Raw genomic sequence first — 24,551 nt, forward strand, 5'->3', positions numbered from 1 at the left:
CAGGTTGCTTACGCGTTACGCACCCGTTTGCCGCTGGTCTTGCGACCCGCTCGACTTGCATGTATTAGGCCTGCCGCTAGCGTTCATCCTGAGCCAGGATCAAACTCTCCATCGTAAATAATTGTGTGAGTCAGTGACTCACTGTCTTGTTCAACCGGCTCACCGAAGTGAGCAGGACTGAATGATAATGTGCTGCCCGTTTGTCAAAGAACTGTTCGCCTGGCCCGTTGGCCGAAGCGTGGTGAGAAGTGGTTGGCTCGGTGGCCGCTCCGTGTCTCGTTGTTTGGGAGTGCAAAGGTACGTCTTTTTTCCCGGTTGTCAAGTAAAAACTGAAAATATTTTTGGGTATTGATTGTCAGTTTGTTACTCGTAACTCACTGACCGTTAGCGTGTTGCTTTGGATCAGCGCCCTGTTTCTCTCGATTTGGGACTGCAAAGGTAGGGCGCTTTTTGGCCTCTGTCAAGCCCTGGCGGAAAAATAGTTGGGAGCTCTGGCCCCGCCCATCGGATAAGTGGCCCAACCTCAGCCACTTATCCGACGAAAAAAGTTTAAACTTTTTTTAGCAGGTGGTTCTTCTTGCCTTTCGAAACCAGTAAATACCGGTCCTGAAGCCACTCGGCAGGCACCGGAGCACCCGGATCGGCCAGTTTTGTTTTGTTAATGCTGACTGCATTCTGGGAAATAGCCCGACGTGCTTCGCCTTTCGATGCATAGACTTCGCCCCGACTGGCTACCGATAACAGGTCGGTAATGTCTTTGGTATTGCTCAGCTCTTCCTGCGATACCTCCGTTTGGGGCACCCCTTCGAAGATGACGTCAAATTCATCGACCTGGATAGAACGTAGTGTATCGAGCGTGGCCTTGCCAAACAACACCTCCGACGCTTTAACGGCCAGTTCGTAACCAGCCTGTGAGTGTACCCGAATCGTTACGTCCTTAGCAATGGCTTTCTGTAGTATCCGCAGGTGCGGGGCTTCGGCATGCTGACGTTCCAACTCCTCGATCTCTTCGCGGGAGAGCAGGGTGAAAACCCGGATCAGCCGGGCACAGTCGGCATCGGCGGCATTGAGCCAGAACTGGTAGAACTGGTACGGTGAGGTGAGCGCAGGGTCGAGCCAGACGTTACCGCTCTCCGACTTGCCAAATTTGGTTCCGTCGGCTTTGGTGACGAGTGGCGTGGTTAGGGCAAATGCCTGATCATCGGATGGGTTGCCGGCATCGCTTTCCTTACGCCGGATCAGTTCAGTGCCGGTGGTTATGTTTCCCCACTGGTCTGACCCGCCCATCTGCAAACGAATCCCTTTGTTCTTATACAGCCAGTAGTAATCGTAGCCCTGTAAGAGCTGGTACGAAAACTCGGTGAAGGAAAGGCCGGTCTCCAGCCGCTTCTTTACCGAGTCTTTCGCCATCATATAATTTACGGTCAGGTGCTTCCCGGCTTCGCGCAGAAAGCCAAGGAAGGAAATTTCCCTGAACCAGTCGTAGTTATTGACCATTTCGGCCGAGTTCGCTCCACTATCGAAGTCGAGGAACTTGGTCAGTTGATTCCGGATGCCTTCCTGATTGCGTCGGAGTGTATCCTCGGCCAGGAACTCGCGCTCGGCCGATTTGCCCGAAGGGTCGCCGATCATACCGGTAGCCCCCCCCACCAACGCAAACGGTTTATGCCCGGCCCGCTGGAAATGGACAAGGAGCATGATGGTGGCCAGGTTTCCGATGTGTAAGGAAGCCGCCGTTGGGTCGAAGCCAATGTAGCCAGCGGTCATTTCCTTACTAAGTTGCTCTTCGGTGCCGGGCGTCATATCATTGAGCATGCCACGCCAGCGCAGTTCTTCAATAAAATTCATAAACAATCAGCGAATGAGTAGACGAGCGGATGGAAGGCGATCGAATCCTCCTCTTCCTTGGTCTCGTTCCTTTTAGGTTTGCAAAATTAGTGGTTTATGGCAACAGCAGCGATGAGTCGCCATAGCTCAGAAAGCGGTACTCGTTGGCCAGAGCTTCCGTATATACGGAACGCCAGTCATCACCAATCAGCGCGGAGATCAGTAGGATAAGCGTCGAACCGGGCTGGTGAAAGTTGGTGATAATGCCTTTACAAAGTTTCATCTCGTAGCCAGGGGTGATGTAGATGCCCGTGTGCGCGACAATACTTTCCTGGTTTGTACGGATCATACAGTCCAGCACGGCTTCGAGCGCATCGGCCACCGGCGGATGGTCGGCCACGGGTAGGCTGTATGCATACTGCTGATCGAGCCGAAACGGATCGGACTCGTTCCGCAGGAGCTGAACACCCATCCAGTACAGACTCTCGAGCGATCGCATAGAGGTAGTGCCAACCGGAATCAGATGGTCGCGATGAGCCAGGACTTTCTGGACGATAGTTCGCGTGTATACTACCTGTTCGGTATGCATATGGTGCTGGCGTACGTCGGCTACCTTGATAGGCTGGAACGTACCCGCTCCTACGTGCAGGGTCAGGTAATCGTGCTCAATACCCCGCCGGGCCAGAGCGTCGAACACCGCCGGGGTAAAATGGAGTCCGGCGGTGGGGGCGGCAACAGCCCCTTCTTTCTCGGAATAGATGGTCTGGTAGGTTACCCGATCGGCCTCGATGCTGTCTCGCTTCAGGTAAGGCGGCAGCGGTATATCGCCCGCGTACTGGATCAGCTGGGCAAACGTAAGTTCGGCCGGCTGCCAGCTCAGTTGAACGGCCGACTGACCGGCGTCATGCCAGGTTGCGGTAAGCCTGACCGGGCCCGACGGAGTTGGTATATCGGCCTCGAGAGCTTCGTCGGGTTTCCAGCGTTTCCGGTTACCGATCATTCCCTGCCACACGGCCGAGCCGGTTGCTTCCATGGCAGCGGTAATGGGCTGATCGGCTGGAAATGGGTTCAGCAGAAACAGTTCGATCACAGCCCCCGTTTGTCGGGTAAAGTGCAGCCGGGCCGGTATGACTTTCGTGTTGTTAAATACCAGAAAACTGTCGGCGGGCAGCCAGTCGGTCAAATCCCTGAATGTAGCGTGGCTGATCTGACCTGACCGGTAGACGAGCAGTTTCGACTCGTCGCGCCGGGCCAGCGGGAAGCGGGCAATTCGGTCGTCGGGCAGATCATACTGAAACTGGCTCAACGACAAGGGGTTATTTTCAGTCATCGGCGGTGGGTTTCATGAACAGACGGACCGGCAAGGCAGCCAGCACAACGATCAAAATAACGGTGCTCAGTGGCATCAGCCACGCGTAGTCCATGGCCAGTTGACCCCGGTCAGACCGGTTGAGCAGGGATATGACGAGCAGCGACAAGCCCAGTATGGTATTGATAGCCGCCATAAGGGCGTAAAACCAGTTGACAACAACCTCATTGAGCTGATCTCGGTGGGCGGCCCAGAGAGCCTGGTTGGGAATGGGCAATTTGCTGGCGGGTACGCGCGGAAACAGGCGGGCCACCGCGTTGATCAGCGTATTGTTGATCAGGAAAATAGCAACGGCTATGTAGAACAGCGTTTCCCGGTCCAGGTACTGAACAGCCGTTCCTAATTCATCGAAACGAACGGCCACTTCGGCAGGATACGATATATAGCTGTTGAACAGCGCAAACAACAAACCGAGAATGGACAGGATGCGCCAGACGCGGACGAAAAAAGTACCGGCTTTCATTACTAAAGTACAGATGAGTGAACGAGCCAGCCAGTGAATGATCTATGCAGATTTGGCCAGCTCTATAAAATCAGGGCGCAAAGGTACGGCCCGGACGGAGTAAATCCGTTAGCTTAGCCGTTTGTGGAAGAATTTGGTTTATAGAACTGTATGAAGATTTACACGAAAACAGGGGACAAAGGGCAGACGGCCCTGATTGGTGGCCGGCGGGTGAGCAAAGCCGATTTACGAATCGATGCCTATGGTACTGTCGATGAATTGAATGCCTGGATTGGCCTTGTGCGCGATCAGGCCGTTAATGCGCTCCGGAAAGACCTTCTGAAAGAAATACAGGACCGACTGTTCACGATTGGAGCCGAGCTGGCCACCGATCCGGAAAAAGCACCGAAGCAGGCCATGCCAGCCATCGTGCCCAACGATGTTACGCTCCTCGAAGAGGCCATGGATGCGATGGATGCCGAGCTGCCTGAGTTGCGGGCGTTCGTGTTGCCGGGCGGTCACGAAGGGGTATCGTTCTGCCACCTGGCCCGAACCGTTTGCCGACGCGCCGAACGGCTGACCATTGCGCTGAACGATAGCAGCCCCGTTGATCCACTGGTTATTCAATACCTCAACCGCCTGTCTGATTACCTCTTCGTACTAAGCCGGAAAATGGCACAAGAATTGGGAGCGGAAGAAGTAGCCTGGAAACCCCGGAAATAAACAGGAAAAGAAAGTTGTCTTAACAACTAACTTTCCTCAATCTAATTTTTTAGCTTTGTCGCAGAAGACAATTCGTCTTCTAACTCATTAACCAACACGCTGATTATGACGACGGACGTCTTGCAGATTGAATTGCGGAAAGCGGAACGCTCTCGCATTCAGGAGGTGGATTTCAATCACCTGCCCTTCGGTAAACATTTCTCGGATCACATGTTCGTGGCCGACTTCATAGATGGTCAGTGGCAGAATCAGATGATTGTGCCCTTCGACAATTTCACGCTAAGCCCGGCTCTATCGTCGCTTCATTACGGTCAGTCGATTTTTGAGGGTATGAAAGCGTACAAGAACGAAGCGGGCGAGGTGCTGATGTTCCGGCCCTACGCCAACTTCGAACGGATGAACGAATCGGCCCGACGCATGTGTATGGCAACCCTGACCGAAGAAGTATTCATGGGCGGTCTGGAAGCACTTTTACGCGTCGATGCCGACTGGGTACCCTCCCAGCCCGATAGTTCGCTCTACATCCGGCCGTATATGTTTGCTACCGACACGTTCCTGGGTGTGGCTCCGTCTAAAACGTACCGGTTCTGCATTTTCACCTGCCCCGTTGGTGCGTACTACACGACCCCGCCCAAGCTGAAGGTAGAGACGGAATACATCCGGTCGGCACCGGGCGGTGTTGGCTACGCCAAATGCGCCGGTAACTATGCCGGTTCGTTATACCCCACGCTCCTGGCTCAACAACAGGGCTACGATCAGCTGATCTGGACCGACGCCCGCGAGCATAAATACATCGAAGAGTCAGGCACCATGAATATCATGTTCATGATCGATGGCAAACTGGTAACCCCTGCCACCTCAGACTCGATCCTGAAAGGGGTTACGCGCGATACCATTTTGCAGATTGCCCGCTCGTGGGGTATCACCGTCGAAGAACGGCCCGTGTCGATCGACGAGGTAATTAATGGGATTGAAACCGGTCGGCTCACCGAAGCGTTCGGGGCAGGAACCGCTGTGGTCGTATCGCCCTACGCCCTGATCGGCTACAACGGCAAAGACCATATGCTGCCCGAGTTCGCTCCCGAAGATTCGTTTGCCGTTCGGGTGAAGAACCACCTGACCGATATTCGCACCGGCAAAATAGCTGATGAGTTTGGCTGGGTGCATAAGATTTAGTCAGCCTGTATAAACAAATTGGCCCCGCTTTACACTGTGTAGAGCGGGGCCGGCTTATTTGTAGCTATACCTATCTCCTGGCCGACACCGGGGTTTGCCCGGCGGGGGCTATGGTAATTTTGAGGCCAAAATCTTTGCCTTTCGAGACATCGCGGAGGGAGACCTGCTCGCCAGTCGGCCCGTTCCAGTTCGTGCTGCCGTTGCTTAGTCTGGCCGCCCCGTAGCGGGCTGTGAAGTACGTAGTCAGCTCTTTGCTATACCCATCAACCGATACGCGGTTGTTCAGGAACAGGTCGACGGTAATGGTCGACACCTTTCCATTCTGCTGGTAGTACAGCACATCCATACTTTCCAGACTCGGAAACTCGACCGTGTACCCTACGTGTCGGGCGTCGTTCTCAAACGCTTCGCCTTTCTCGGTCGTTTTCACCGAGGAAAAATCGTCACCGAGGCTGATGCCCCGCCAGTGGCTGTCGCGGGTGAGGCCAAGGCTGGCCAGTCGACCCGTTATGGGTTCGGCCGCGTAATCGACAGCCGGATTGGGCTGGGTTTGACCGGCCGTTGCCGAATCGGCCGGCTGGCTGGTGGTTTTCTGCCCGTTATTGCAGGCTTGTAAGGTGGCAAACAGTGTGGCTATGCCAATATGAAGAATAAACCGGATCATTCGACTGGACTATTAATTGATCGACACAAAGGTACGTCCACGAACCCGGTAATGGGCCTCTGTATAGCAAGTGTCCTTTTTTTTTCGTTTAGTAGTCAGTCACCCATTTTTACTCGACGCCGGTTCATGAACACAGTACGCTTACGGTTTCTATTCGTTCTTCTGGTCATTCCTGCTCTGGCGTTTGCCGCCCCGGCCGATAACCCGGATGCGGTGGTCGGGCGCTGGCTCAGTTCTAAAAAGAAAAACCAGGTTCTGATCTACAAACACGGAGACCGCTACTTCGGCAAACTGGTCTGGATGCTCGAGCCTACCGACGTCTCGACCAGCAAACCTAAACTCGATAAGCTCAACCCGCAGGTTCATCTTCGGCATCGGCCGCTGCTGAACCTGCCGATCATGACCAACCTGCTTTACAAAGGCAACAATGTCTGGGGCGATGGCCAGATCTATAACCCCGAAGATGGCAAAACGTACGGCTGCGAACTAACCCTTCGCGATGCCAATACGATGGAAGTACATGGCTACATGATGGGCATGCGGTTTTTGGGCAAAACCATTACCTGGACGCGGGTTCCCTAAAAAACACGGCCACCGCCGGTTGTGTATCAACAGTGGCCGTGCCTTCACCCGGGTTTACTCGCCCGGTTTATCTGCTACATCCTGGTTAGGAACGACGTCGACAATGCGGGTGGGCGTACCGGTTTTACGTTCTTCGATCTGTTCGAGGAGTTTCAGGCCCATGAGCCCGTTCAGCGAGCCGTCGGTGCCGGAGCCACTACCGTTGATAACAATGTCAGGTATGATACGAATCTGGCCTTTGCCGATCTCTTCCGTAATCTTGAAGCGGGTGAAGTTCTCGTCGCCCATGGCCCGAACCTGTAGTTCGTAGGCTTCGGCCGTTGACCGGCCAATGGCCAGAATTTTTTCGGCTTCGGCGGTACCGGTTTTGGCAATGCGTTCGGCTTCGGCATCGGCGGTTAGTTTGGTCGCTTCGGCATCGGCCGCGGCCTGACGGCGCCGGGCTTCGGCATTGGCTTCGGCCCGGATCTTGGTGGCTTCCGACTCGGCCCCAACCTGCAGCTTAAGACTACGGGCCTCCCCTTCTGACTTCTTAACGGCGGCATCGGCCGTACGCTGCGCAATTTCAACACTTTGCTGCGCCTTTACGACCTCGCGCTGAATGTCGGCCAGGGCGGTTTCCCGCTCCATACCCTGCCGTTTTTCCTGCGCCATCCGCTGTGTTTCGTAGGTCTTTTCTTCTTCCTGCGCGATTTTACGGTCGGTCAGCGTTTTCATCAGGCTGTCGGGCGGCACAATATCACCGATGAGCGTATCGACGGCGTTGACGTTGTAGATTTCCAGTACCTGCTTGATATGATCGCGGGCGGCTTCCTGTCGTTCTTTCCGGGTGCTCAGGAACGCAATTACATCCGAATCCTGAGCCGAGTTGCGGAAGTAGTTGCCAATGGTCGGCTCCAGCACCTGCGATACGAGGTTATTCATACTGCCAAAGCGGGCAATCACTTTCGGCGCTTCATTGGCCGGAATATGAATGATCTGCGCCACGTCGAGGTTGAACGGGAACCCGTCTTTCGACCGTACCGTAATAGTCGACAGGTTGCGGTCGAGGTTGTGCGACTCCGAGCGGGCGTTAGCCCAGTTCAGCACCAGGTTCGTGGTTGGCACCCCTTCTACCTTCATGGTATAGGTATTGATCGGGTACTTGCCCGGTCCCAGTGGCTCCATCCAGACCCCCCGGAATCCTTTCCGAACAATATTGCCGTGCTTAAACGCAGCGCCGGTGAGGTCTTCGCCGTCTTCGCCGATGTATGAAATGACCACGCCTACATGGCCAATGGGCACTTCGGTCATGGGAATTTCTTCGATCTGCACCGCCCAGGGGTTGATGTAATACGAACCAGCCAGAACCACTTGCGGCTGAAGCCCCCGGTTACCACCGCTTTGCAGGAATGAGTCGATGTTCTGGAAGTTGTTATGTCCCTCAATATTCCGGCCGGCAATCTGGCCCGGTTGCAGCGGAGCGCCATCGAGGGTGGTTATGATACCGACCATATTTTCCCGGATGACGGTCATGTCGGCAATCGTAACCGTAAATGCATACGTGTTGATCCGGTAGGTACCGGGCGTCAGCACCGACGTTTGCCGCCCCTTTTGCCCTCCGCCCGACAAAAATCGCTCTGTATCCTGGAAGTTGTCAGAATCCACACGGCGGGCCAGGATGTTTCCCGTTGGCAGCTCGGCCCCGTCGTTTGACAGAACCAGGCCAATTTTCCCTTCCGGCACCGCCGTAAATGGCTGCATGTCGATCCCGTACTGCCAGGGCCAGAGCCACCAGTACAGACCAGGCGCCAGCGTTTGGGCCTGGTAGCCAGCCTCGCCTTTGGTGGCAATGATCCGACCATCGGGCAGCCCACGGTCGTTACCGACCAGCACGTATTTTTTGGTTACGAGACCAATCCGGTTTTCGGGCACAATGACCATCCCGAACAGAAAGCGCAGTACCCACTTGTACAGCACAACGGCTATAACAAGCACAACCAGCCAGCTCCAGCCGGCTAAAAACGGTAGAAATTCCATCGATCAATGATGTGTTAACTGGTTAAGAAATAAACGGAGAACAGGAAGCGAATCAGGCGCTTCGATCGCCCTGGCCAGACAGGTACGGGCGGCAGAAATGAAGACGGGGCGTCTACATGGGAGTCAGAAATGAGTGTCGATTTGACTCCGTAAAGGTATCTATACCACCTAATCAGGCACAGGCAAACTGGATGATCGGCCGCGACATGGCCGGACTGGATAGGGACCTGGATGAATGGAATGCCTACAGCTCCTGCGCCAGGTTGAAGAAGAACCCGGTTCTGCCCTGCGCATTAAGGGTGCCGCTAAACCGCAGGACCATGTTGTAATAGGTAACAATATCGAGGCTCATACCCGTACCGAACAGCATGCGGTTGGCCAGCTGGCTCTGGTATTGTTCAGCCACCGTACTGCTGACATAGCCCGCATCGGCAAAGGCCGTAACGTAAGCGGCAATGGGCAGCGTATTGAACTGCCTGATGTGCAACCAGTTCAGCTGTTTCACCGTGTTGAACAGCTGGTACCGAAAGCTGTTGCGCCATATACCGAACCGCTGGCCATCAACCACATACAACTCATACCCACGTACCATATCGTAGGCGCTGCCGAGTCCGCGCAGTACCGCGTAGGGCTGCCGGTTGGGCCATGCCGAGCGCCCGCGGAGGTTGGTTGCGGCATAGAACTTCCCCCCCATCGGCCAGTAGTGCGTAAGCGAACCCAGCGTTTCGAGGTAGTGAAAATTATCGTTGGGCAGCAGCCCGCTTGCACCGATAGACGCGGTAAACAGCGTTCCCCGCAGTGGATAGGCTACATTGTCGCGCCGGTCGTAGCGGTAATTGTAGCTCATGTTGAGGAAACGCTGATGCGTGCTACCATCGAGGTAGTAGTCGGGATTGAGCCGGGCCACGGTATCGCTGATGGTATTGCGTGTGTAGCGCGTCTCGATGGTATGGTAATGGTAAAGACCACGCCGGTAGGTCATCACAAGGGCAGCAAAAGCCCTTTCGCGCAAGACGTCTTCCGAACGGGTGTACACCCACTTATCGGCCAGTGTCCGATACGGTATTTCCTTGTTTGTCTGGTAGCTGAGGTCCAGGCGAAGGCCTATTTTCTGCGCCCGGTCAACGTAGGGCATGGCGTAGGATAATACCGTTCGGGACAGAAAGCCGCGCTCCAGAATGAGCTGTAGCCGGTCGTTGTTGCCCGTCACGTTACGGTAGCTGAGCCGACCGCCGTAAATAACCCGCCGAAAATCGCGCCCCCGGTCGTACCACCACTCGTTGAAATTTCGGTCGGCAATATCGAAGACCGGGTAGGCAATGAGATACCAGCGCTCTTTCATGACTACCGTCAGGTCGAGTCGGGCAGGCTGGGTCGTGTCGGCCGAGGGGGTGAGCCGGGTCTGTATATCGACCGTGATGAACAGGTTCGTGTTGTTGATATTACGCTGGTCCCAGGCAATACGGCCGGGCAGGCTGGACAGCTGGAGGGTGTCGCCAACGTGCAGCGTCATTTCACGTCGTATGATCCGATCTCGGGTACGCTCGTTTCCCTGTAGCACGATCGACTGTACAACTACGGATCGGGTTGAGTCGGTAGCTGGTTTAGCCAGGGCCATCTGCCCGATCAGAAGGAACCCCGTCAGCATCAGGACAACAGGCAGCCACACATTCGGAATCATTATCAAAAGTACATCAATTCAAAAAAATAAGACAAGATTATCTGCCTATCCTGCAAAACCCTGCGTATAATTGTTGCCCATTCATTAAAACTACGACGCTTACTTCAAATCCTGCATTGTAAATGGAAACCGAAAAAATCCAGCGGTCGACACAGGCTACAAAACCCCGGCTAACTTTTTGGCAAATCTGGAACATGAGTTTCGGCTTTTTCGGCATACAGTATGGCTTTGGGCTGCAACAGGCAAACATGAGCCCTATTTTCCGGTACCTGAACGCCGACGAAGCCAACATTCCGATCCTGTGGCTGGCTGGTCCTGTAACCGGCCTGATCGTTCAGCCCATCATCGGGTCGATCAGCGACAGAACCTGGTCGCCACGCTGGGGCCGCCGGAAACCCTTCTTCCTGATCGGTGCTATTGTAACGAGCCTGGCCCTGTTTCTGATGCCTAATTCATCGGCTTTGTGGATGGCGGCCAGCCTGATGTGGATTCTGGACACCGGCCTCAACATCACGCAGGAGCCGTTTCGGGCGTTTATCGGCGATAAGCTCAACGAGGACCAACGGGGGCTCGGCTTTGCGATGCAGAGCTTTTTTGTCGGTTTCGGACAGACCCTGGCCAACCTCATGCCGTATATTCTGCCCATTTTCGGCATTACCCTGATGCAGACCAGCAATGGGGGCAGCATTCCGGACTTCGTAAAATACTCGTTTTACATCGGTGGCATTGCGGTTATTGCAGCTGTAATCTGGACGATCTACACCACCGACGAGTACCCGCCCGACGATATGGCGGAGTTCGAAAAGCAAAAGCAGGAAGGGGCAGGCATCAGCGGGATGTTCACGGAGCTGGCTCACGCGTTGCGCGATATGCCCAAAACCATGCGCCAGCTGTGGTGGGTTAAGTTCTTCACCTGGTATGCGCTGCCGCTCATGTGGCAGTTTCTGTCGCTGGCTATTGCGCGCCACGCCTTCAACGCGCCCGACGCCAAAACCAATCCGCTGGGCTTCGCCGAAGGTACGCAGTGGGGTAGCCTTTGCTTCGCTATTTTCAACGTAGGCTGCTTCACGATCTCATTCCTGCTTCCGGCCATTGCGGACAGGATAGGTCGGCGGGCCACCCATGCGCTCTTCCTGAGCATTGGTGGGCTGGGTTTTCTGTCAATGTTGTTATCAGAAGACAAAATGATCTTCGCCTTTGGTATGGCGCTCGTGGGACTGGCCTGGGGCTCTATTCTGTCGATGCCTTACGTGCTGTTGGCTAACTCCGTTCCCAAACAGCGCATGGGTGTTTATATGGGTATCTTCAACGGGTTCATCGTAGTGCCCCAGATCATCAACAACGTCACGGTTAAGTTTATCTACGGGCCGCTACTGGGCAGTGACCCGCGTAACGCACTGGCACTGGCGGGCGTACTGCTGTTGTGCGGGGCAGGCGCCTGTTTTCTGGTAAAAGAAACCCGCGCCAGCGAACAAGCTGCGTTCCCACTTGGCCCCGGCGGGCATTGATTTTTCAAACTCTTCTTTACATTTGCGATTGCGGCCGGGAGCGCTTCCTGGCCGCAATCCGTTTGTTACATGACTACCCCACCCCGTCCCTACGCTTTGCTTTCTGTCGGTGAACTGCTGGCCGACTTTATTGGTCACCATGTATCAACCAGCCTGCTCGATACCCAGGATTTCAGACGGTACCAGGGTGGAAGTCCGGCCAATATGGCTGCCAACATGGCCCGGCTTGGTAATAAAGTGGCGCTGGTTGCCTGCGTTGGCAATGATAACATTGGCCGGTATCTGACGCGGGAAGTAACCGAAGCGGGCGTAGATACGCAGTACGTTGTTGCCGATCCGTTCGAACCGTCGAGTATCGTTGTGGTATCCCGTACGGCAGGAACACCCGACTTTGTAGCCTACCGCATGGCCGATCGGTGTATACAGCCTGCTCAACTTCCCGACTCGTTGCTGGCCCAGGCCGACATTTTTCATACTACCTGCTTTGCGCTCAGTCGCCAACCTGCCCAGGATGCTATCGTCGATGCGGCTCGGCGAGCCCATGCGGCTGGTTGTCAGGTTAGTATCGACGCCAACTACGCCCCCTCCATCTGGCCCGACCGCGATCAGGCCTGGCGCATCCTGACCGACTATTTCAAAACTGGTCCGCTGGTAAAGGTCAGCGAAGACGACGTAACCCGGCTTTATGGAGGACCTCAGTCGCCCGAGACGGTACTGACTGATTTTCACCGGATGGGCGCGTCGTTAGTCTGCCTGACCCTGGGTGCCGATGGCAGTCTGGTCTCGTATGACAAAGGTGCCAAGCAGGCCAGAGTCCCCGGTCGTAAGGTCGATGTAGTCGATGCTACGGGCGCCGGAGATGCATACTGGGCCGGTTTCCTGACCGCTTACCTCGACGGCTATGCTCCCGCCAACTGCGCCCACGTAGGAGCGGCCCTCGCCAAAATGAAACTGACGCGGCAGGGTCCCCTTCCCGAACACATCAACCGGGAGGATCTTTACTAACCAACTGCGCTTTTGGGCTTAGCCTGCCTCGATCCAGGTCCAGCATTCCATACCAACGAAAAAAGGGGCACTGGTCGCAGGCCCCTTCGCTTTTCAGGCTTTTCGGGTTATTTCAACGACGCCAGTTTGGCGAGGTCGACGTCGTCCAGCGTGGCTTTGAGCTTCTCCATGCTGACGCCCCGGCCTTTGGCCGTGACGATAAATCGTTTGTTGACCAGCATCGCTATTTCGCCCGACTTATCGGCATTGTCGTACTTCTCGTACGTTTTATTGCCACCCATCGTGCTGGTTTTCTCGTAGCCATTTTCGGTTTCCTTATCGACCTCAATCATCGACCAGGCGGCCAAACCCATCATCATGGCGGAGCCACCGCCATCGACCAGGCTTATCTCGATCGTTTCGCTCTCGTCGCTATTGGCGTATTTTCCATTTGCCGTCGAGACCGTGAAGCCAGCGGCTCCGTTTTTCTCACCGGTTGCTTCTTTACGGGTCAGTCCGTCGGCCTCTTCGGGAAGCAACTCTTTCAGCGAGCGGAAATCAACCGTTTCTACGGGTCCGTTTTTCCCCATTTCTTCGGCCTGTGCTGCCATTTCTTTCATAGCGTCCATCGTGCCCATGGCCGATACGGAGGCTTCGTCTTTCTTTTCTTCTTCCTTGTTACCGCATCCGGTCAGCGAAACGGCCAGCACCAGTACGGCCAGCCCTGCGTACGAGTTGATTTTCATGGACAATCAGATTTAGGAATCAATGAACAAATTATCGGTCAGCAATATACCGGAACCCAGAATCGGTGCTTACATACTTTTTAGTAAACGTAAGATCCGTTTGCGCGAATCAACAAAAAAGGGCCCTGAGGCCCTCTTTCTTGCGTATATCTTCCTGTCGACGATTCTATTTTACACTGACCGTATCGCGATGAGTAGTCTTTTGCTGGTAGCTCCTGAACAGGAAGTAGACACCCAGCAGGACCACCGGAATGCTCAGAATCTGACCCATGTTCAGGGCCATGTTGTTCTCGAAAGCCACCTGGTTTTCTTTCAGGTATTCGTAGAAAAAACGGAGCGTAAATACCCAGATCAGAAAAATACCCAGCAGACTGCCTCTCGGCGTCCGCTCTTTGTTCCGGTTCCAGAACCAGAGCAGGATGAAGAAGAGAATCAGACACGAAATCGACTCGTATAGCTGAGCCGGATGCCGCGGTATCTTTTCGTATTCGGCATTGTTCATGAAGATAAACGCCCAGGGCACATCCGTTGGCCGACCTACGATCTCGGAGTTCATCAGGTTTCCGAAACGAATGCAGGCGCCCGCCAGCGCCACGGTAATGGCGATCCGGTCCGTCACCCAGAAAAACGTCTGTCCGGTAGCCTGGCTATTTTTCCGACGCGAGTAGAGCCACAGTCCGGTCAGAATACCGACCGCAGCGCCGTGACTGGCCAGACCGCGGTAGGGCGGCAAAATGACTTCGAGTGGATTTTTCAGCAGGATTTCGGGTTCATAGAAAAGGAAATGACCAAGCCGGGCGCCCAGAATGGTTGAAACGACCATGTAAATCAGCAGCGTGTCGGTATCCGTTACGGGCTTGTTTTCTTTTTTGAAGATGTAGGTCATGATCTGCATCCCGATCAGGAAACCCAGGGCAAACAACAGGCCATACCAGCGCACCGAAAAAGAACCGATGTGAAATAGTTCGGGGTCAACGTCCCAAATAACGTATTGGAGCATAACGAATTGAAGTCAAAGCCGGCCTGACACAAGCGACGGTGGGCAAAGATACAGATTGCCGGAAAGTTTTTGCCCGTTTTGCTGTTAACGAATCAATGATGAAACGTATTCTGATCGGATCGGTAAAGGTTTACCAGGCCATGGTATCGCCCTACTTCCCCAACGCCTGCCGCTACACCCCCACCTGTTCGCAATACATGATTGAGGCCATTCAGAAACACGGGCCTGTTCGGGGGGGCTGGTTAGGTATTCAGCGCATCGGTCGGTGTCATCCCTGGGGGGGACACGGACATGATCCGGTGCCCTGACGGTCGCCACATTGACGCAGCGGGCTGTCATTTTGACACGGTTGATCTGAATTGCCTGATTGTTGTTCCCCTATTTTTCACACATGTAGCAACGAATGATGCGATGATTGGAATCACTGCCGACAATAAACTCAAGCGCCTGATTGTAGTCGGTGATCGGGTGCTGATCAAACCGAAAGACCCCAGCGATCGCACCGCCAGTGGGCTTTACCTGCCGCCAACCGTTCAGGAAAAAGAACAGGTTCAGTCGGGTTACGTTATTAAGGTAGGGCCCGGCTATCCCATTCCGGCTCCGACAGACGATGAACCCTGGAAACAGACCGAAGAAAAAGTAAAGTACATGCCGCTTCAGGCTCAGGAGGGCGATATAGCACTATACCTGCAACGCAACGCCGTTGAGTTACAGTACGAAGGCGAGCAGTATGTCATTGTGCCCCAGTCCTCCATCCTGATGCTGGAACGATCTGAAGATTTACTGTAGCGCCAAACACTATGCAAAACCGCTGGTTAGTGAGTCTGACAGCACTGCTAATAGTGCTAACCCTTGTTATGGAAAGCGTAGCGAATCAACGGAAGTCGCTTAAGGCGATACTGAACGAAAAGAAAGACCACCGGCGTGTGTTGTTGCTGTATGGGCGCGATGCCAGCAGCGGTAGCCCCGGCCAGCACTACCTGATTGACCAGCAGGAGGCCCTGCACGAACATAAAGAAGCCATGGCCGAACGGGATCTGGACGTCATTGTCCTGATAGCCTCCGATCTTCAGGAGCCGGATCGGCAATTTCTGATGCAGAGCGAGTTTAAACTCGTTCCCCACGAAGATTACATGGGCTGGCTGATCGGGAAAGATGGTGGCATTAAGCAGACCTACAAAAAGCCCGTTCCGGCCGAAGAGCTTTTCAACCTCATCGACAGCATGCCGATGCGCAGGCAGGAAGCGAAGAAACCTTAACAACCAGCCGATTGTCTATTCAGGGTGGCTGACACGTGAGATTCATGTGGGTCAGCCACCCTCCCTTAAACTCTCCTACTGATTCTCGAACTTTGCCGCTTCGGTAACACCTTTCCAGGTGTCGGTGCGGAAAGGCACGGCCGGGAAGCCCTCCCGATTGTAGAGATTGACATCGCCGTTGTCATCGGCCCAGCCGTACCGAACGGCGACGGGCACCGCTACCGAATCGCTCTGAACGATAACTGCGTTACCCTTTATCTCCGCTTTGGCATAGTAGAACTTCTGATCGGCACCGGCCACTTCAAATCCACGAACATACCCGTACCGATCCTTTGCCATCAGGCCAGCGCCCGTATTCTGGAAGGTTAGTTCAGCCCGATTTCCGGCTACGGTCATCCCCTCGACCATCGGTCCCTGCGATACAGCACGAGCATCTCCGTACGCTACCCGCATCGCTTCAGCCGCCAGGCGGAGGCCTACATCCAGTTTATTACGGGGGTGAATATCATCCCGGTCGCCGATGTCAGACGTGACCGCCATCCCGGTTTTGGGTAGCTTCAGCGCCATGGTTTGTGCCTCGCGCAGTTCGGCCCAGGTGCTGCCCTGCCGACTGTTACCGTTGGCCGAGTTGAAGCTGGCCAACTGAACGAACAGGAACGGAAACTCATCGCCCCAGTGTTGTCGCCAGTCGCGTATCATCAGCGGAAACGACTTTCGGTATTCATAGGCCCGCCCCGCGTTCGACTCGCCCTGGTACCAGATAACCCCCTGAATGGCGTACGGAATGAGTGGGTTCAGCATGGCATTGAAAAGCTGGGTCGCGTGTGAGTTCGGGCCGGGTTTATACGACGACGCAAACACATGAGCCACCCGATATTGCCAGGCGCCCTGTAACGGCAGATCCGTATTGCCGATAGAGAGCCGCATTTTCTCGGGATCACCCATAAAGCCACCCGCTCCGCCCTCGTCAACGACCCGCACGGCAATAACGTTACGCCCCGGCTTCAGCAAACCCTCGGGAAGTACATAGGCGCGCGGGTCCAGGCCTTTACTGCTGCCAACCAGCTGGCCGTTCACGTAGGTAGAATCGCGGTCGTCGACCGAGCCGAAACGCAGGGTTGCTTTTGCCAGCGGAGTCCCCTCCGGAACGATCACCTCACGCCGAAACCAGACTACGCCGTCGAGTACCGGTAACCCCCGCCCTGCCCAGTCGGCCGGAACGTTCATCGACTTCCAGGACGAAGCATCCAGATCGGGTTTGGCCCAGATTTGCTCGTCAGCGGCCGTTGGCAAGCCCCCCTGCCGGTCCTGAATCAGCTTAAGAAGCCGGTCTCGTCCCCGTTGGGTTACTTCTTCGTAGGTGGCCGGCAGCCTGGAAGCGATCACTCGCAGGCTGCTGTCCTGCTCAAATGCGGCCCGGCTGGTCCAGGTTTCGGAATGGGTACCGCCCCAGGATGTATTAATCAACCCAATGGGTACGTTTAGCTCTTTCTGCAGCTGCTTGGCAAAAAAGTAGCCCACAGCCGTATAGTTTGGCACCGTTTCCGGGCTGCACACCGTCCATTCGGCTTCCAGATCAGCCTTGGGCGTCAGGCTCATTGCCTTTTTGACACCCAGCTGCCTGATTTGCGGGAAGTTGGCCGTTCGGATTTCTTTTTCGCCGTTGGCGGCCATGCGAAGTGGCCATTCCATGTTCGACTGGCCCGAGCAGACCCATACTTCGCCCAGCAGCACATCATCAAACGCAACCGTATTTGTAGGCCCTTTCACCACCAGCTGGTACGGCCCGCCCGCTTCCATCGGATCCAGCGTAGTACGCCAGCGCCCATCTTTTCCCGCCTTTACGGTTTTTGTCTGACTAGCCAGCGTAACCGTAATTTTCTCGCCCGAGGTTGCCGTTCCCCAGACCGGTACGGGCTTTCGACGTTGCAAAACCATATGTGAACCAAATACGGCTGGTAAGCGAACCTCCGCAAAGGTTACCTGCACAAGTAGCCAGGCCAGTATTGTCAGGCCACCTTTAAAACCTTTCATTCGTTTCAGCATTTTATAGATATAATCGTGCAGCTCCCGGACAGAAAAGCGAAACTGACGCTTTTATCCTCACCAGACAAGCCGCTTGTTCAGTAATTTCAACGAAACGCAATGACTGAAACAACGAATCAGACGCCGGCCGAACGAATCCTGATCACCGGAGCCAGTGGGAATGTCGGTTTGGAGACCCTTCGCCTTCTGATGCTGCGTCCCGATCGGACCACGCGCGACGTGGTAGCGGGCGGGCGTAGTCGCGTCGACACGGAAACCGATACGGCTGTACAGCCCGACGGGTTTGTTCGCCTTGATTTTACCGACCCCGGTACGTTTGCGGCTGCTCTGGCCGGCGTTAGTCGCGTACTCCTTGTCAGGCCCCCTCAACTAGCTGATGTCGATCGGTATTTTGCCCCGTTTGTACAGGCCATGAAGCAGGCCGGCGTACGCCATGTGGTGTTTCTGTCGCTGCAGGGGGTTGAGAATAATCCGGTCACGCCCCACCACAAAATCGAGCGACTTATTGTAGAGGCTGGTCTACCTTTTACCTTTCTGCGACCCAGCTTTTTTATGCAGAACCTGAGCACTACCCATCGTGACGAGATCAAGGACCGCCACGAGATTTTCATACCGGCCGGTCGGGGGCGTACCAGTTTTGTGGACGTGCGGGATATTGCCGCCGTGGCGGAGCTGGTGCTGACGAACCCGACCCAGGCCTACCAAAACAGGGGTTATGAGCTCACCGGCTCCGAAGCGCTGACTTATGATGAAATAGCCGGGATATTGAGCCGGGTAGTAGGGCACAGAATCACCTATCGCAACCCGTCGATTATCCGGTTTATCTGGCAAAAGTGGAGGAGAGAGAAGAACCCGCTGGGCTTTACGCTCGTGATGACGGCGCTCTATACGGTTTCGAAACTGGGCAAGGCAGCGCGGCTTACCGAAGAAACGGCCCAGTTGCTGGGTCGCCCTCCCATCACGTTCAGGCAGTTTGCCGACGCCTATCGGTCGGTCTGGCTCTGATACGTTCAGCGAATTCGTGGCTTGCCCTGTACATCGAGCACGTCGGGTACCGTGCGCCGGATAGCGAGCGTGTACCGCAGGGTAAGGCCGTAGTTCATACCGGATCCCCGGCTGATCAGCTGAGCCTCCTGAGGAGCCGACTGGTTAACCGTATAACGAACATCCGTTGTCAGGGCCGGATTTAAACCCCAGCGTTTGCGAACCGAAAAACCCAGGTCCAGGCTGTTGCTGAGCCGAACGTTATACTCGGCCCCCAGTTCGGCAACGGCGGTTGGGCGGCTGGCGGCATTGGTATTGCTAACCAGGCGCAGGGTGTCGGGCGTTTCGCTGCGGCCCCGGTACCGGTATCCCAACAACGAAAAACGGCCTTCCTGCTGGCCACTGTTAGGCAGCACCCAGATTCCTCCGCTCAGCCAGAAGCCAGAACGAAGCCAGGGGCCGCTGGTTGACAGCACGCGCCGTTTGCCGCGCAGCATAAAGGCGTCACCAATGGTCTGATAACGAAAGTTGATCGGGTAAGATGCGTTGCTGATCGATACCTGCGTCTGAATAGGCATGCGGGCGTAGCCAGCTTCAACAGCCCAGCGCTCCCGATGCGACCAGCCAATAGCTCCGCCCATGCCAGCCCGGATAATGCGATCACTTTCGATCAGGCCACCAAACGAATTATCGAGTTGAGCGCGGTTGGTTGTCAGAAACCCGTCGAGGGCGACGTACCAGCGGTCACGCACCGTTGGGCCGCCGTATTTCAGCAGAAGCCGGTCATACTGATGAACGCGATCCGGCAACCGGTAGTAATCCGTAATGCCCTGGCTGTAGGCGGGTAATACGGCCAGACCGAACAGTATATACATTAAGTAGCGTTTCATCATGCGGTTGTGGTTAGCGTTTCGCAAAGTAACACGATAAAGGATTGTTTGTTAACTATTTACGCTACTTTTTATGCATATGTCGCAAAAAAAGCTACCTATTTATCCACTGCTCAGTTTTTCAAGCAATTTCCCCCCTAAACGTAGCGAACCCCGCTCGTTTCGGAACGGGGTTCGCTTGAGTAGTTTCTACGGAATTATCACCCCGTCGGCCACGGCTTAACTACCGTGTTTCATGACCGGTACCGATACGGTTACGTTGTCCCAGGCAATTGTAATGCTGCTATTAGAAGGCGTAATGGTTAGCTTCTCGATGGGCGTCTTGGTGGACGACACCGGCACTTTTACCGAAGCGACATCAGTGGCTTTGGTCTTTTCGTATTCGTAAGCGCCCCACTGACCCAGCGTGCTGTTCAGGATAACGCTCCACTCTTTTTCGCCCGGAATGGTAAACAGGGTGTACGTGCCCGCCTTCACCATTTTACCGCCAAACATGACATCGTTTTTGAACGTCACCTCCGTGGCATTGTTAGCGCCCGTGCGCCATACTTTGCCGTATTTTTCCAGGCTGTTCGAGCCGTCTGCGCCGAAGATTACCCGACCCTTTTTAGAAGGCTGGCCATATACAACGGTAATGTTTTTGTCCGGACTTTCAGCCGTTATTTTGGGGCTTGCGGGTGGTTTTTTATCCTGCGCCTGGACCTGAAAAACGGCGGCAAACAGAAGCGCGCAGGCAACAATTAAATTTTTCATGTGTGACATGTTGGTTGGTTTAATGTACTGCAATGTAAACTGCACAAAGTAAACGATAGTTTTTGGGCATCGGTATGAGGATTACCGCAAAACTTGGTATTTTTACCCCATAAACAGTATGCACGCATACCAATTTCAACTCTCTTTTGGCATGGCAACTACTTATTTCAGCAAACGTAACCTGCATTTTTTGCTCCATGAGGTCTTCAACGCTGACGAGTTAACTCAATACGAGTATTTCAGTGCGCACGATCGTGAAACATTCAATCTCGTTATCGACTCGGCCACCTATATTGCCGATACCCTGATGTACCCCTACCTGAAAGAGGTAGATCAGAACCAGCCTGAGCTGAAGAACGGGCAGGTAACCGTTCACCCAAAGGTAAAAGAGTTCATGCATGCTATGGGCGAGGCAGGGCTGATCGGCGCTGGTTTCTCCTTCGAACAGGGCGGTCAGCAGTTGCCACAGATGATCAGCTCGCTGGTAGGATTCATCCTGATGGCTGCCAACAACGGCATGATGTACTCCGGATTGACCTCGGGAGCCGCTCACCTGATTACGTCGTTTGGCTCGCCGGCACTGAACGAGTTCTACGTTCCCCAGATGCTGGCCGGCAAATGGCAGGGTACTATGGCACTAACCGAACCCCAGGCCGGTTCATCGCTGTCCGATGTGACGACTTCGGCCACCCCACAGCCCGACGGTACGTACAAGATCAAGGGACAAAAGGTGTTTATATCGGCTGGCGACCACGATGCCGCCGAAAATATCATCCATCTGATGCTGGCCCGCATCGACGGTGCGCCCAAGGGGACGAAGGGCATCTCCCTGTTTGTAGTTCCGAAGTACCGCCCCGACGAGACCGGCGCTTTCGTCGATAACGATGTGCAGTCAACGGGGGTTTACCATAAGATGGGGCAGAAAGGCGTACCGGCCATGCACCTTACCATGGGCTCTAACGACAACACCCTGGGGTACCTGGTTGGCGAGCCGCATCAGGGACTGCCTTATATGTTCCAGATGATGAACGAAGCCCGTATCGGCGTTGGCATGACAGCAGCGGCTATTGCAACGGCGGCTTATTACGCAGCCCTCCAGTACGCCAAAGAACGTCCGCAAAGCCGTCGGCTGAACGAAAAAAACCGGCTCGACGCACCCCAGACCCCTATCATCAACCACCCAGACGTACGCCGGATGCTGCTTTTCCAGAAGTCGGTAACCGAAGGGTCGTTGTCGCTGCTGCTCGAAGCAGCCCGGCTCTATGACATCAGCCGGGTGGCCGAAGGCGAAGAAAAGGAAAATGCGTTCCTGCTGCTCGATCTGCTCATGCCGGTCGCCAAATCCTTTCCGTCCGAGATGGGCGTGCAGTCGGTTAGCCAAAGCTTGCAGACCTTTGGCGGGTACGGATTCACAGAAGATTTCCCGGTAGAGCAACTGTACCGCGATATCCGCATTACACCCATCTACGAAGGAACAACGGGTATTCAGGCGCAGGATTTGCTGGGTCGTAAAATGACCATGAAGGGGGGAAAGGCTCCGCAGTTGCTCTTCGCCGAGATCAGCAAGGTTATTGCCGACGCCAGCCTGTTCGATGACCTAAAGCCCTACGGCGACCAACTCGCCGGTGAGCTGAAACGGACGCAGGATGTTTTCGTGAGCCTGATGCCCCACGCCATGAAAGGCGATACCGAACGCTACCTGGCCGATGCTACCCTGTTTCTGGAGTTATTCGGCATTGTAGTAGTAGCCTGGCAGTGGCTCAAGCAGGCCGTAGTGGCCAGACAGGCTCTGCTTACCAAGAATCCGGAGGGCGACGATCTGGCTTTTTACGAAGGCAAGATTCATACGATGAAATTCTATTTCCATTACGAGGTTCCCAAAACGCTGGGACTGGCGCAGCGACTCAAAGACCCCGAAGTCTTAACGATCGTTTCGGAGAAAGAACTGGCGCTGTAACGCGCAATCGTCAGCCATACCTCTTCGGCCAGTCTGAAATAGGTCACCTCTGTTTTTAGCTGGATTTAGCTGTAAGTCACGCCCCTTTGTACAGCCGCTGAATGGTCCATCAGCAGGGCGTATCGACCGACTAATATGCCAAAAGAACCTGTAGGTAAGGGTTCTTTTGGCATTTTCAGAGCTGTCTGATTGACTCTTTTTAGGTGTCAATCATTTATTACGTTAGCAATCAGGCTGTCCACTCCTGAATTAAATGCTACCTTTGCGGCTTCAATCACCCGCGTTTGCCAATGCCGCTGATTGCCCAGTCGAGTTATGTACCGCCCGCACGTCTGTGGAGTGGTCACCTGCAAACCATCATTCCCTCGCTGTTCCGCAAGGTCACGGTCCCTTACGTCCGTGAGCGGATCGATACCCCGGATCAGGACTTTCTGGATTTGGACTGGGCCTTCGCTACGAACAGACCGCAATCCGACTTGCTGCCTCCGCTGGTACTTCTTTCGCACGGCCTGGAAGGCAGCTCGTCAAGTCAGTATCTGGCGGGTATGGTGCAGCACCTGACCCGAAACGGGTTCGACTGCCTGGCCTGGCATTACCGCTCCTGTAGTGGTGAGCTGAACCGGCAGCAGCGGTTCTACCATATCGGCGAAACCACCGACCTGCATTTTGTACTCAACTACGCCACCGCAAAAGGATACGCTGCGATTCATCTGATGGGTTTCAGCGCGGGGGGGAGCGTGACATTAAAATACCTCGGCGAACAAAGCAGAGCGCTGAATCCGGTTGTGCAGCGAGCTGTCGTTTTCTCGGTTCCGCTCGACCTGATGGGATCAGCCCGGCGGCTCGAACAATGGGACAGCCGGGTCTATAACTACCGGTTCAACCGAACCCTCAAACGAAAAGTATTGCAAAAAGCCGCGCTGATGCCGGGCGTTTTTCCGACCGATGCCGTTATCAGATCCCGCAGTGTACGGGAGTTTGATAATTTGTTTACGGCTCCGCAGAATGGCTTTCGCGACGTAACCGACTATTATACCCGCAGCAGTTCACTTCAGTACGTGCCGGCTATCTGCATTCCGACGCTGATTGTGAACGCAAAGAACGACCCGTTTCTATCGCCCGAGTGCTTCCCCGAAGCCCTGGCGCGGGAACTACCTACCGTCTGGATGGAGTTCCCGGAAGCAGGGGGCCACTGCGGGTTTCCACCCCGGCAGGGCGGCATTAACGGTACGTACTGGTCCGAAAAGCGGACCGTGGCGTTTTTACAGGATTCTGACTAGCAAAACCATGGACGCACAACACATCAAGCAAGTGCTGAAAACCCACAAAGAGCGGCTATTCACGACGTATCCTCTAACGTCAATAGCCCTGTTCGGTTCGTATGCCGATGGAACAGCTTCTGAAGAAAGTGATATCGATATCATGGTCGAGTTTAGCAGACCTGTTGGTTTTGAATTTATCGACTTAACGATCGAGCTGGAAAATCTCCTCCACAAAAAGATAGACATCGTTACCCGGAAAGCGGTGAAGCCCTCGCTCATGTCGTATATACAACCGCAATTGCAGTATGTCTAAACGATCTGTTCGTTACTTGTTATACGATATGCTTGATGCGATTGAGGCAATCCGATCGTTTATAGATGGCTATTCATTCGAGCAGTTCGTCGACGACAGAAAAACACATGATGCTGTTATTAGAAATGTACAAGTGTTGGGAGAAGCAGCGAACCGGGTTCCTGTAGACTTTCGGGAAACACATCCGCAAATAGAATGGCTGAAGATTATCCGTTCACGACACATTCTTGTTCACGACTATTTCGGAGTCGATTACGAAATAGTATGGCGCATCGTCATTACGCATTTACCGCCCCTGCAATTGGCTATTGAAGCCATCTTCACGAATGAGTTTCCAGATGATCTGGAAAATGAACCTGCATAGAC

Annotated in this window: 24 protein-coding genes and 1 rRNA gene; 13 read left to right on the forward strand and 12 right to left on the reverse strand. The window is 54.5% G+C overall.

The window, feature by feature from the left end:
- The 4 genes from EQG79_RS14975 to EQG79_RS14990 all read right to left on the reverse strand — a co-directional run.
- Positions 1–115, reverse strand: a 16S ribosomal RNA gene (locus EQG79_RS14975); the annotation flags it as partial.
- 434 nt (positions 116–549) lie between these two features.
- Positions 550–1,848, reverse strand: coding sequence for a tyrosine--tRNA ligase (tyrS, locus tag EQG79_RS14980; protein WP_077921606.1), 1,299 nt, complete (start codon positions 1,846–1,848; stop codon positions 550–552).
- A gap of 94 nt (positions 1,849–1,942) precedes the next feature.
- A complete protein-coding gene (locus tag EQG79_RS14985) occupies positions 1,943–3,157 on the reverse strand; it encodes an S-adenosylmethionine:tRNA ribosyltransferase-isomerase (protein WP_129602301.1) in 1,215 nt (404 codons plus the stop codon).
- A complete protein-coding gene (locus EQG79_RS14990) occupies positions 3,150–3,659 on the reverse strand; it encodes a hypothetical protein (RefSeq protein ID WP_077921610.1) in 510 nt (169 codons plus the stop codon). The genes EQG79_RS14985 and EQG79_RS14990 overlap by 8 nt, the downstream gene beginning before the upstream one ends.
- A 150-nt stretch (positions 3,660–3,809) precedes the next feature.
- Here EQG79_RS14990 and EQG79_RS14995 point away from each other — a divergent pair, with 150 nt between their 5' ends.
- Together EQG79_RS14995 and EQG79_RS15000 are read left to right on the forward strand one after the other, a co-directional pair.
- Positions 3,810–4,361 carry a cob(I)yrinic acid a,c-diamide adenosyltransferase gene (locus tag EQG79_RS14995; protein WP_129602303.1) on the forward strand — a complete coding sequence of 184 codons (552 nt, stop codon included), beginning with the start codon at positions 3,810–3,812 and terminating at the stop codon, positions 4,359–4,361.
- 105 nt (positions 4,362–4,466) lie between these two features.
- Positions 4,467–5,537 carry a branched-chain amino acid aminotransferase gene (locus tag EQG79_RS15000; RefSeq protein WP_077921614.1) on the forward strand — a complete coding sequence of 357 codons (1,071 nt, stop codon included), beginning with the start codon at positions 4,467–4,469 and terminating at the stop codon, positions 5,535–5,537.
- 70 nt (positions 5,538–5,607) lie between these two features.
- On the opposite strand, the gene EQG79_RS15005 is transcribed toward EQG79_RS15000, so the two are convergent.
- Positions 5,608–6,201 (reverse strand): hypothetical protein, encoded by a 594-nt coding sequence (locus EQG79_RS15005; protein ID WP_077921616.1) that lies wholly within the window; start codon positions 6,199–6,201, stop codon positions 5,608–5,610.
- A gap of 126 nt (positions 6,202–6,327) precedes the next feature.
- Here EQG79_RS15005 and EQG79_RS15010 point away from each other — a divergent pair, with 126 nt between their 5' ends.
- Positions 6,328–6,783 (forward strand): DUF2147 domain-containing protein, encoded by a 456-nt coding sequence (locus EQG79_RS15010; RefSeq protein ID WP_077921618.1) that lies wholly within the window; start codon positions 6,328–6,330, stop codon positions 6,781–6,783.
- A 54-nt stretch (positions 6,784–6,837) separates the two neighbouring features.
- On the opposite strand, the gene EQG79_RS15015 is transcribed toward EQG79_RS15010, so the two are convergent.
- Positions 6,838–8,802: an SPFH domain-containing protein gene (locus EQG79_RS15015; protein ID WP_129602305.1), complete on the reverse strand. Its 1,965-nt coding sequence runs from the start codon at positions 8,800–8,802 to the stop codon at positions 6,838–6,840.
- A 244-nt stretch (positions 8,803–9,046) separates the two neighbouring features.
- Positions 9,047–10,483: a BamA/TamA family outer membrane protein gene (locus EQG79_RS15020; RefSeq protein WP_129602307.1), complete on the reverse strand. Its 1,437-nt coding sequence runs from the start codon at positions 10,481–10,483 to the stop codon at positions 9,047–9,049.
- Between the two features lie 122 nt (positions 10,484–10,605).
- Between EQG79_RS15020 and EQG79_RS15025 the strand changes: the two genes are divergently transcribed.
- Positions 10,606–11,991, forward strand: a complete 1,386-nt coding sequence (locus EQG79_RS15025) for an MFS transporter (protein ID WP_077921623.1) — start codon at positions 10,606–10,608, stop codon at positions 11,989–11,991.
- Positions 11,992–12,060: 69 nt separating this feature from the next.
- Complete coding sequence (locus EQG79_RS15030; RefSeq protein ID WP_077921624.1) at positions 12,061–12,996, forward strand: carbohydrate kinase family protein; 936 nt, start codon at positions 12,061–12,063, stop codon at positions 12,994–12,996.
- A gap of 107 nt (positions 12,997–13,103) precedes the next feature.
- Here EQG79_RS15030 and EQG79_RS15035 read toward each other — a convergent pair whose 3' ends face one another.
- Positions 13,104–13,721 (reverse strand): transposase, encoded by a 618-nt coding sequence (locus tag EQG79_RS15035; RefSeq protein WP_129602309.1) that lies wholly within the window; start codon positions 13,719–13,721, stop codon positions 13,104–13,106.
- 166 nt (positions 13,722–13,887) lie between these two features.
- Positions 13,888–14,721, reverse strand: a complete 834-nt coding sequence (gene lgt, locus EQG79_RS15040) for a prolipoprotein diacylglyceryl transferase (RefSeq protein ID WP_129602311.1) — start codon at positions 14,719–14,721, stop codon at positions 13,888–13,890.
- A 98-nt stretch (positions 14,722–14,819) separates the two neighbouring features.
- Between lgt and yidD the strand changes: the two genes are divergently transcribed.
- The 3 genes from yidD to EQG79_RS15055 all read left to right on the forward strand — a co-directional run bounded on the left by yidD (position 14,820) and on the right by EQG79_RS15055 (position 15,980).
- The gene (yidD, locus tag EQG79_RS15045; RefSeq protein ID WP_206445598.1) at positions 14,820–15,029 is read left to right on the forward strand and encodes a membrane protein insertion efficiency factor YidD; all 210 of its coding nucleotides are present in this window, start codon (positions 14,820–14,822) and stop codon (positions 15,027–15,029) included.
- Positions 15,030–15,132: 103 nt separating this feature from the next.
- Positions 15,133–15,510, forward strand: coding sequence for a co-chaperone GroES (locus tag EQG79_RS15050; protein ID WP_077921631.1), 378 nt, complete (start codon positions 15,133–15,135; stop codon positions 15,508–15,510).
- 68 nt (positions 15,511–15,578) lie between these two features.
- The gene (locus tag EQG79_RS15055) at positions 15,579–15,980 is read left to right on the forward strand and encodes a DUF4174 domain-containing protein (RefSeq protein WP_236648752.1); all 402 of its coding nucleotides are present in this window, start codon (positions 15,579–15,581) and stop codon (positions 15,978–15,980) included.
- Positions 15,981–16,055: 75 nt separating this feature from the next.
- On the opposite strand, the gene EQG79_RS15060 is transcribed toward EQG79_RS15055, so the two are convergent.
- The gene (locus EQG79_RS15060) at positions 16,056–18,014 is read right to left on the reverse strand and encodes a sialate O-acetylesterase (protein WP_129602315.1); all 1,959 of its coding nucleotides are present in this window, start codon (positions 18,012–18,014) and stop codon (positions 16,056–16,058) included.
- A 111-nt stretch (positions 18,015–18,125) separates the two neighbouring features.
- Between EQG79_RS15060 and EQG79_RS15065 the strand changes: the two genes are divergently transcribed.
- Positions 18,126–19,031 (forward strand): SDR family oxidoreductase, encoded by a 906-nt coding sequence (locus EQG79_RS15065; RefSeq protein WP_129602317.1) that lies wholly within the window; start codon positions 18,126–18,128, stop codon positions 19,029–19,031.
- A 5-nt stretch (positions 19,032–19,036) separates the two neighbouring features.
- On the opposite strand, the gene EQG79_RS15070 is transcribed toward EQG79_RS15065, so the two are convergent.
- The gene (locus EQG79_RS15070) at positions 19,037–19,903 is read right to left on the reverse strand and encodes a hypothetical protein (protein ID WP_129602319.1); all 867 of its coding nucleotides are present in this window, start codon (positions 19,901–19,903) and stop codon (positions 19,037–19,039) included.
- 216 nt (positions 19,904–20,119) lie between these two features.
- Positions 20,120–20,653 carry a DUF2911 domain-containing protein gene (locus tag EQG79_RS15075; RefSeq protein ID WP_129602321.1) on the reverse strand — a complete coding sequence of 178 codons (534 nt, stop codon included), beginning with the start codon at positions 20,651–20,653 and terminating at the stop codon, positions 20,120–20,122.
- Positions 20,654–20,804: 151 nt separating this feature from the next.
- On the opposite strand from EQG79_RS15075, the gene EQG79_RS15080 reads away from it, so the two are divergent.
- The 4 genes from EQG79_RS15080 (at position 20,805) to EQG79_RS15095 (ending at position 24,549) form a co-directional block, all read left to right on the forward strand.
- Entirely contained in the window at positions 20,805–22,610 is a 1,806-nt protein-coding gene (locus EQG79_RS15080) for an acyl-CoA dehydrogenase (RefSeq protein ID WP_077921639.1), read from the forward strand.
- A 290-nt stretch (positions 22,611–22,900) separates the two neighbouring features.
- Complete coding sequence (locus tag EQG79_RS15085; RefSeq protein WP_077921641.1) at positions 22,901–23,890, forward strand: YheT family hydrolase; 990 nt, start codon at positions 22,901–22,903, stop codon at positions 23,888–23,890.
- 7 nt (positions 23,891–23,897) lie between these two features.
- Entirely contained in the window at positions 23,898–24,185 is a 288-nt protein-coding gene (locus tag EQG79_RS15090) for a nucleotidyltransferase family protein (RefSeq protein ID WP_077921643.1), read from the forward strand.
- A complete protein-coding gene (locus tag EQG79_RS15095; protein ID WP_077921645.1) occupies positions 24,178–24,549 on the forward strand; it encodes a HepT-like ribonuclease domain-containing protein in 372 nt (123 codons plus the stop codon). The genes EQG79_RS15090 and EQG79_RS15095 overlap by 8 nt, the downstream gene beginning before the upstream one ends.
- Positions 24,550–24,551 lie beyond the last annotated feature (2 nt).

It is taken from the genome of Spirosoma sordidisoli (genome assembly GCF_004138325.1).
Lineage (GTDB): Bacteria > Bacteroidota > Bacteroidia > Cytophagales > Spirosomataceae > Spirosoma > Spirosoma sordidisoli.

What these genes read in the sequence shown, in the direction of transcription:
- EQG79_RS14985 (WP_129602301.1), bottom strand. Translation starts at nt 3,157, where the DNA reads ATGACTGAAAATAACCCCTTGTCGTTGAGCCAGTTTCAGTATGATCTG.
- EQG79_RS15055 (WP_236648752.1), top strand. Translation starts at nt 15,579, where the DNA reads ATGGAAAGCGTAGCGAATCAACGGAAGTCGCTTAAGGCGATACTGAAC.
- EQG79_RS15085 (WP_077921641.1), top strand. Translation starts at nt 22,901, where the DNA reads ATGCCGCTGATTGCCCAGTCGAGTTATGTACCGCCCGCACGTCTGTGG.
- EQG79_RS15095 (WP_077921645.1), top strand. Translation starts at nt 24,178, where the DNA reads ATGTCTAAACGATCTGTTCGTTACTTGTTATACGATATGCTTGATGCG.
- EQG79_RS14990 (WP_077921610.1), bottom strand. Translation starts at nt 3,659, where the DNA reads ATGAAAGCCGGTACTTTTTTCGTCCGCGTCTGGCGCATCCTGTCCATT.
- EQG79_RS15020 (WP_129602307.1), bottom strand. Translation starts at nt 10,483, where the DNA reads ATGATTCCGAATGTGTGGCTGCCTGTTGTCCTGATGCTGACGGGGTTC.
- EQG79_RS15050 (WP_077921631.1), top strand. Translation starts at nt 15,133, where the DNA reads ATGATTGGAATCACTGCCGACAATAAACTCAAGCGCCTGATTGTAGTC.
- EQG79_RS15030 (WP_077921624.1), top strand. Translation starts at nt 12,061, where the DNA reads ATGACTACCCCACCCCGTCCCTACGCTTTGCTTTCTGTCGGTGAACTG.
- EQG79_RS15035 (WP_129602309.1), bottom strand. Translation starts at nt 13,721, where the DNA reads ATGAAAATCAACTCGTACGCAGGGCTGGCCGTACTGGTGCTGGCCGTT.
- EQG79_RS15060 (WP_129602315.1), bottom strand. Translation starts at nt 18,014, where the DNA reads ATGAAAGGTTTTAAAGGTGGCCTGACAATACTGGCCTGGCTACTTGTG.
- EQG79_RS15080 (WP_077921639.1), top strand. Translation starts at nt 20,805, where the DNA reads ATGGCAACTACTTATTTCAGCAAACGTAACCTGCATTTTTTGCTCCAT.
- EQG79_RS15075 (WP_129602321.1), bottom strand. Translation starts at nt 20,653, where the DNA reads ATGAAAAATTTAATTGTTGCCTGCGCGCTTCTGTTTGCCGCCGTTTTT.
- EQG79_RS15025 (WP_077921623.1), top strand. Translation starts at nt 10,606, where the DNA reads ATGGAAACCGAAAAAATCCAGCGGTCGACACAGGCTACAAAACCCCGG.
- EQG79_RS14995 (WP_129602303.1), top strand. Translation starts at nt 3,810, where the DNA reads ATGAAGATTTACACGAAAACAGGGGACAAAGGGCAGACGGCCCTGATT.
- lgt (WP_129602311.1), bottom strand. Translation starts at nt 14,721, where the DNA reads ATGCTCCAATACGTTATTTGGGACGTTGACCCCGAACTATTTCACATC.
- EQG79_RS15090 (WP_077921643.1), top strand. Translation starts at nt 23,898, where the DNA reads ATGGACGCACAACACATCAAGCAAGTGCTGAAAACCCACAAAGAGCGG.
- EQG79_RS15010 (WP_077921618.1), top strand. Translation starts at nt 6,328, where the DNA reads ATGAACACAGTACGCTTACGGTTTCTATTCGTTCTTCTGGTCATTCCT.
- EQG79_RS15065 (WP_129602317.1), top strand. Translation starts at nt 18,126, where the DNA reads ATGACTGAAACAACGAATCAGACGCCGGCCGAACGAATCCTGATCACC.
- yidD (WP_206445598.1), top strand. Translation starts at nt 14,820, where the DNA reads ATGAAACGTATTCTGATCGGATCGGTAAAGGTTTACCAGGCCATGGTA.
- EQG79_RS15005 (WP_077921616.1), bottom strand. Translation starts at nt 6,201, where the DNA reads ATGATCCGGTTTATTCTTCATATTGGCATAGCCACACTGTTTGCCACC.
- tyrS (WP_077921606.1), bottom strand. Translation starts at nt 1,848, where the DNA reads ATGAATTTTATTGAAGAACTGCGCTGGCGTGGCATGCTCAATGATATG.
- EQG79_RS15000 (WP_077921614.1), top strand. Translation starts at nt 4,467, where the DNA reads ATGACGACGGACGTCTTGCAGATTGAATTGCGGAAAGCGGAACGCTCT.
- EQG79_RS15015 (WP_129602305.1), bottom strand. Translation starts at nt 8,802, where the DNA reads ATGGAATTTCTACCGTTTTTAGCCGGCTGGAGCTGGCTGGTTGTGCTT.
- EQG79_RS15070 (WP_129602319.1), bottom strand. Translation starts at nt 19,903, where the DNA reads ATGATGAAACGCTACTTAATGTATATACTGTTCGGTCTGGCCGTATTA.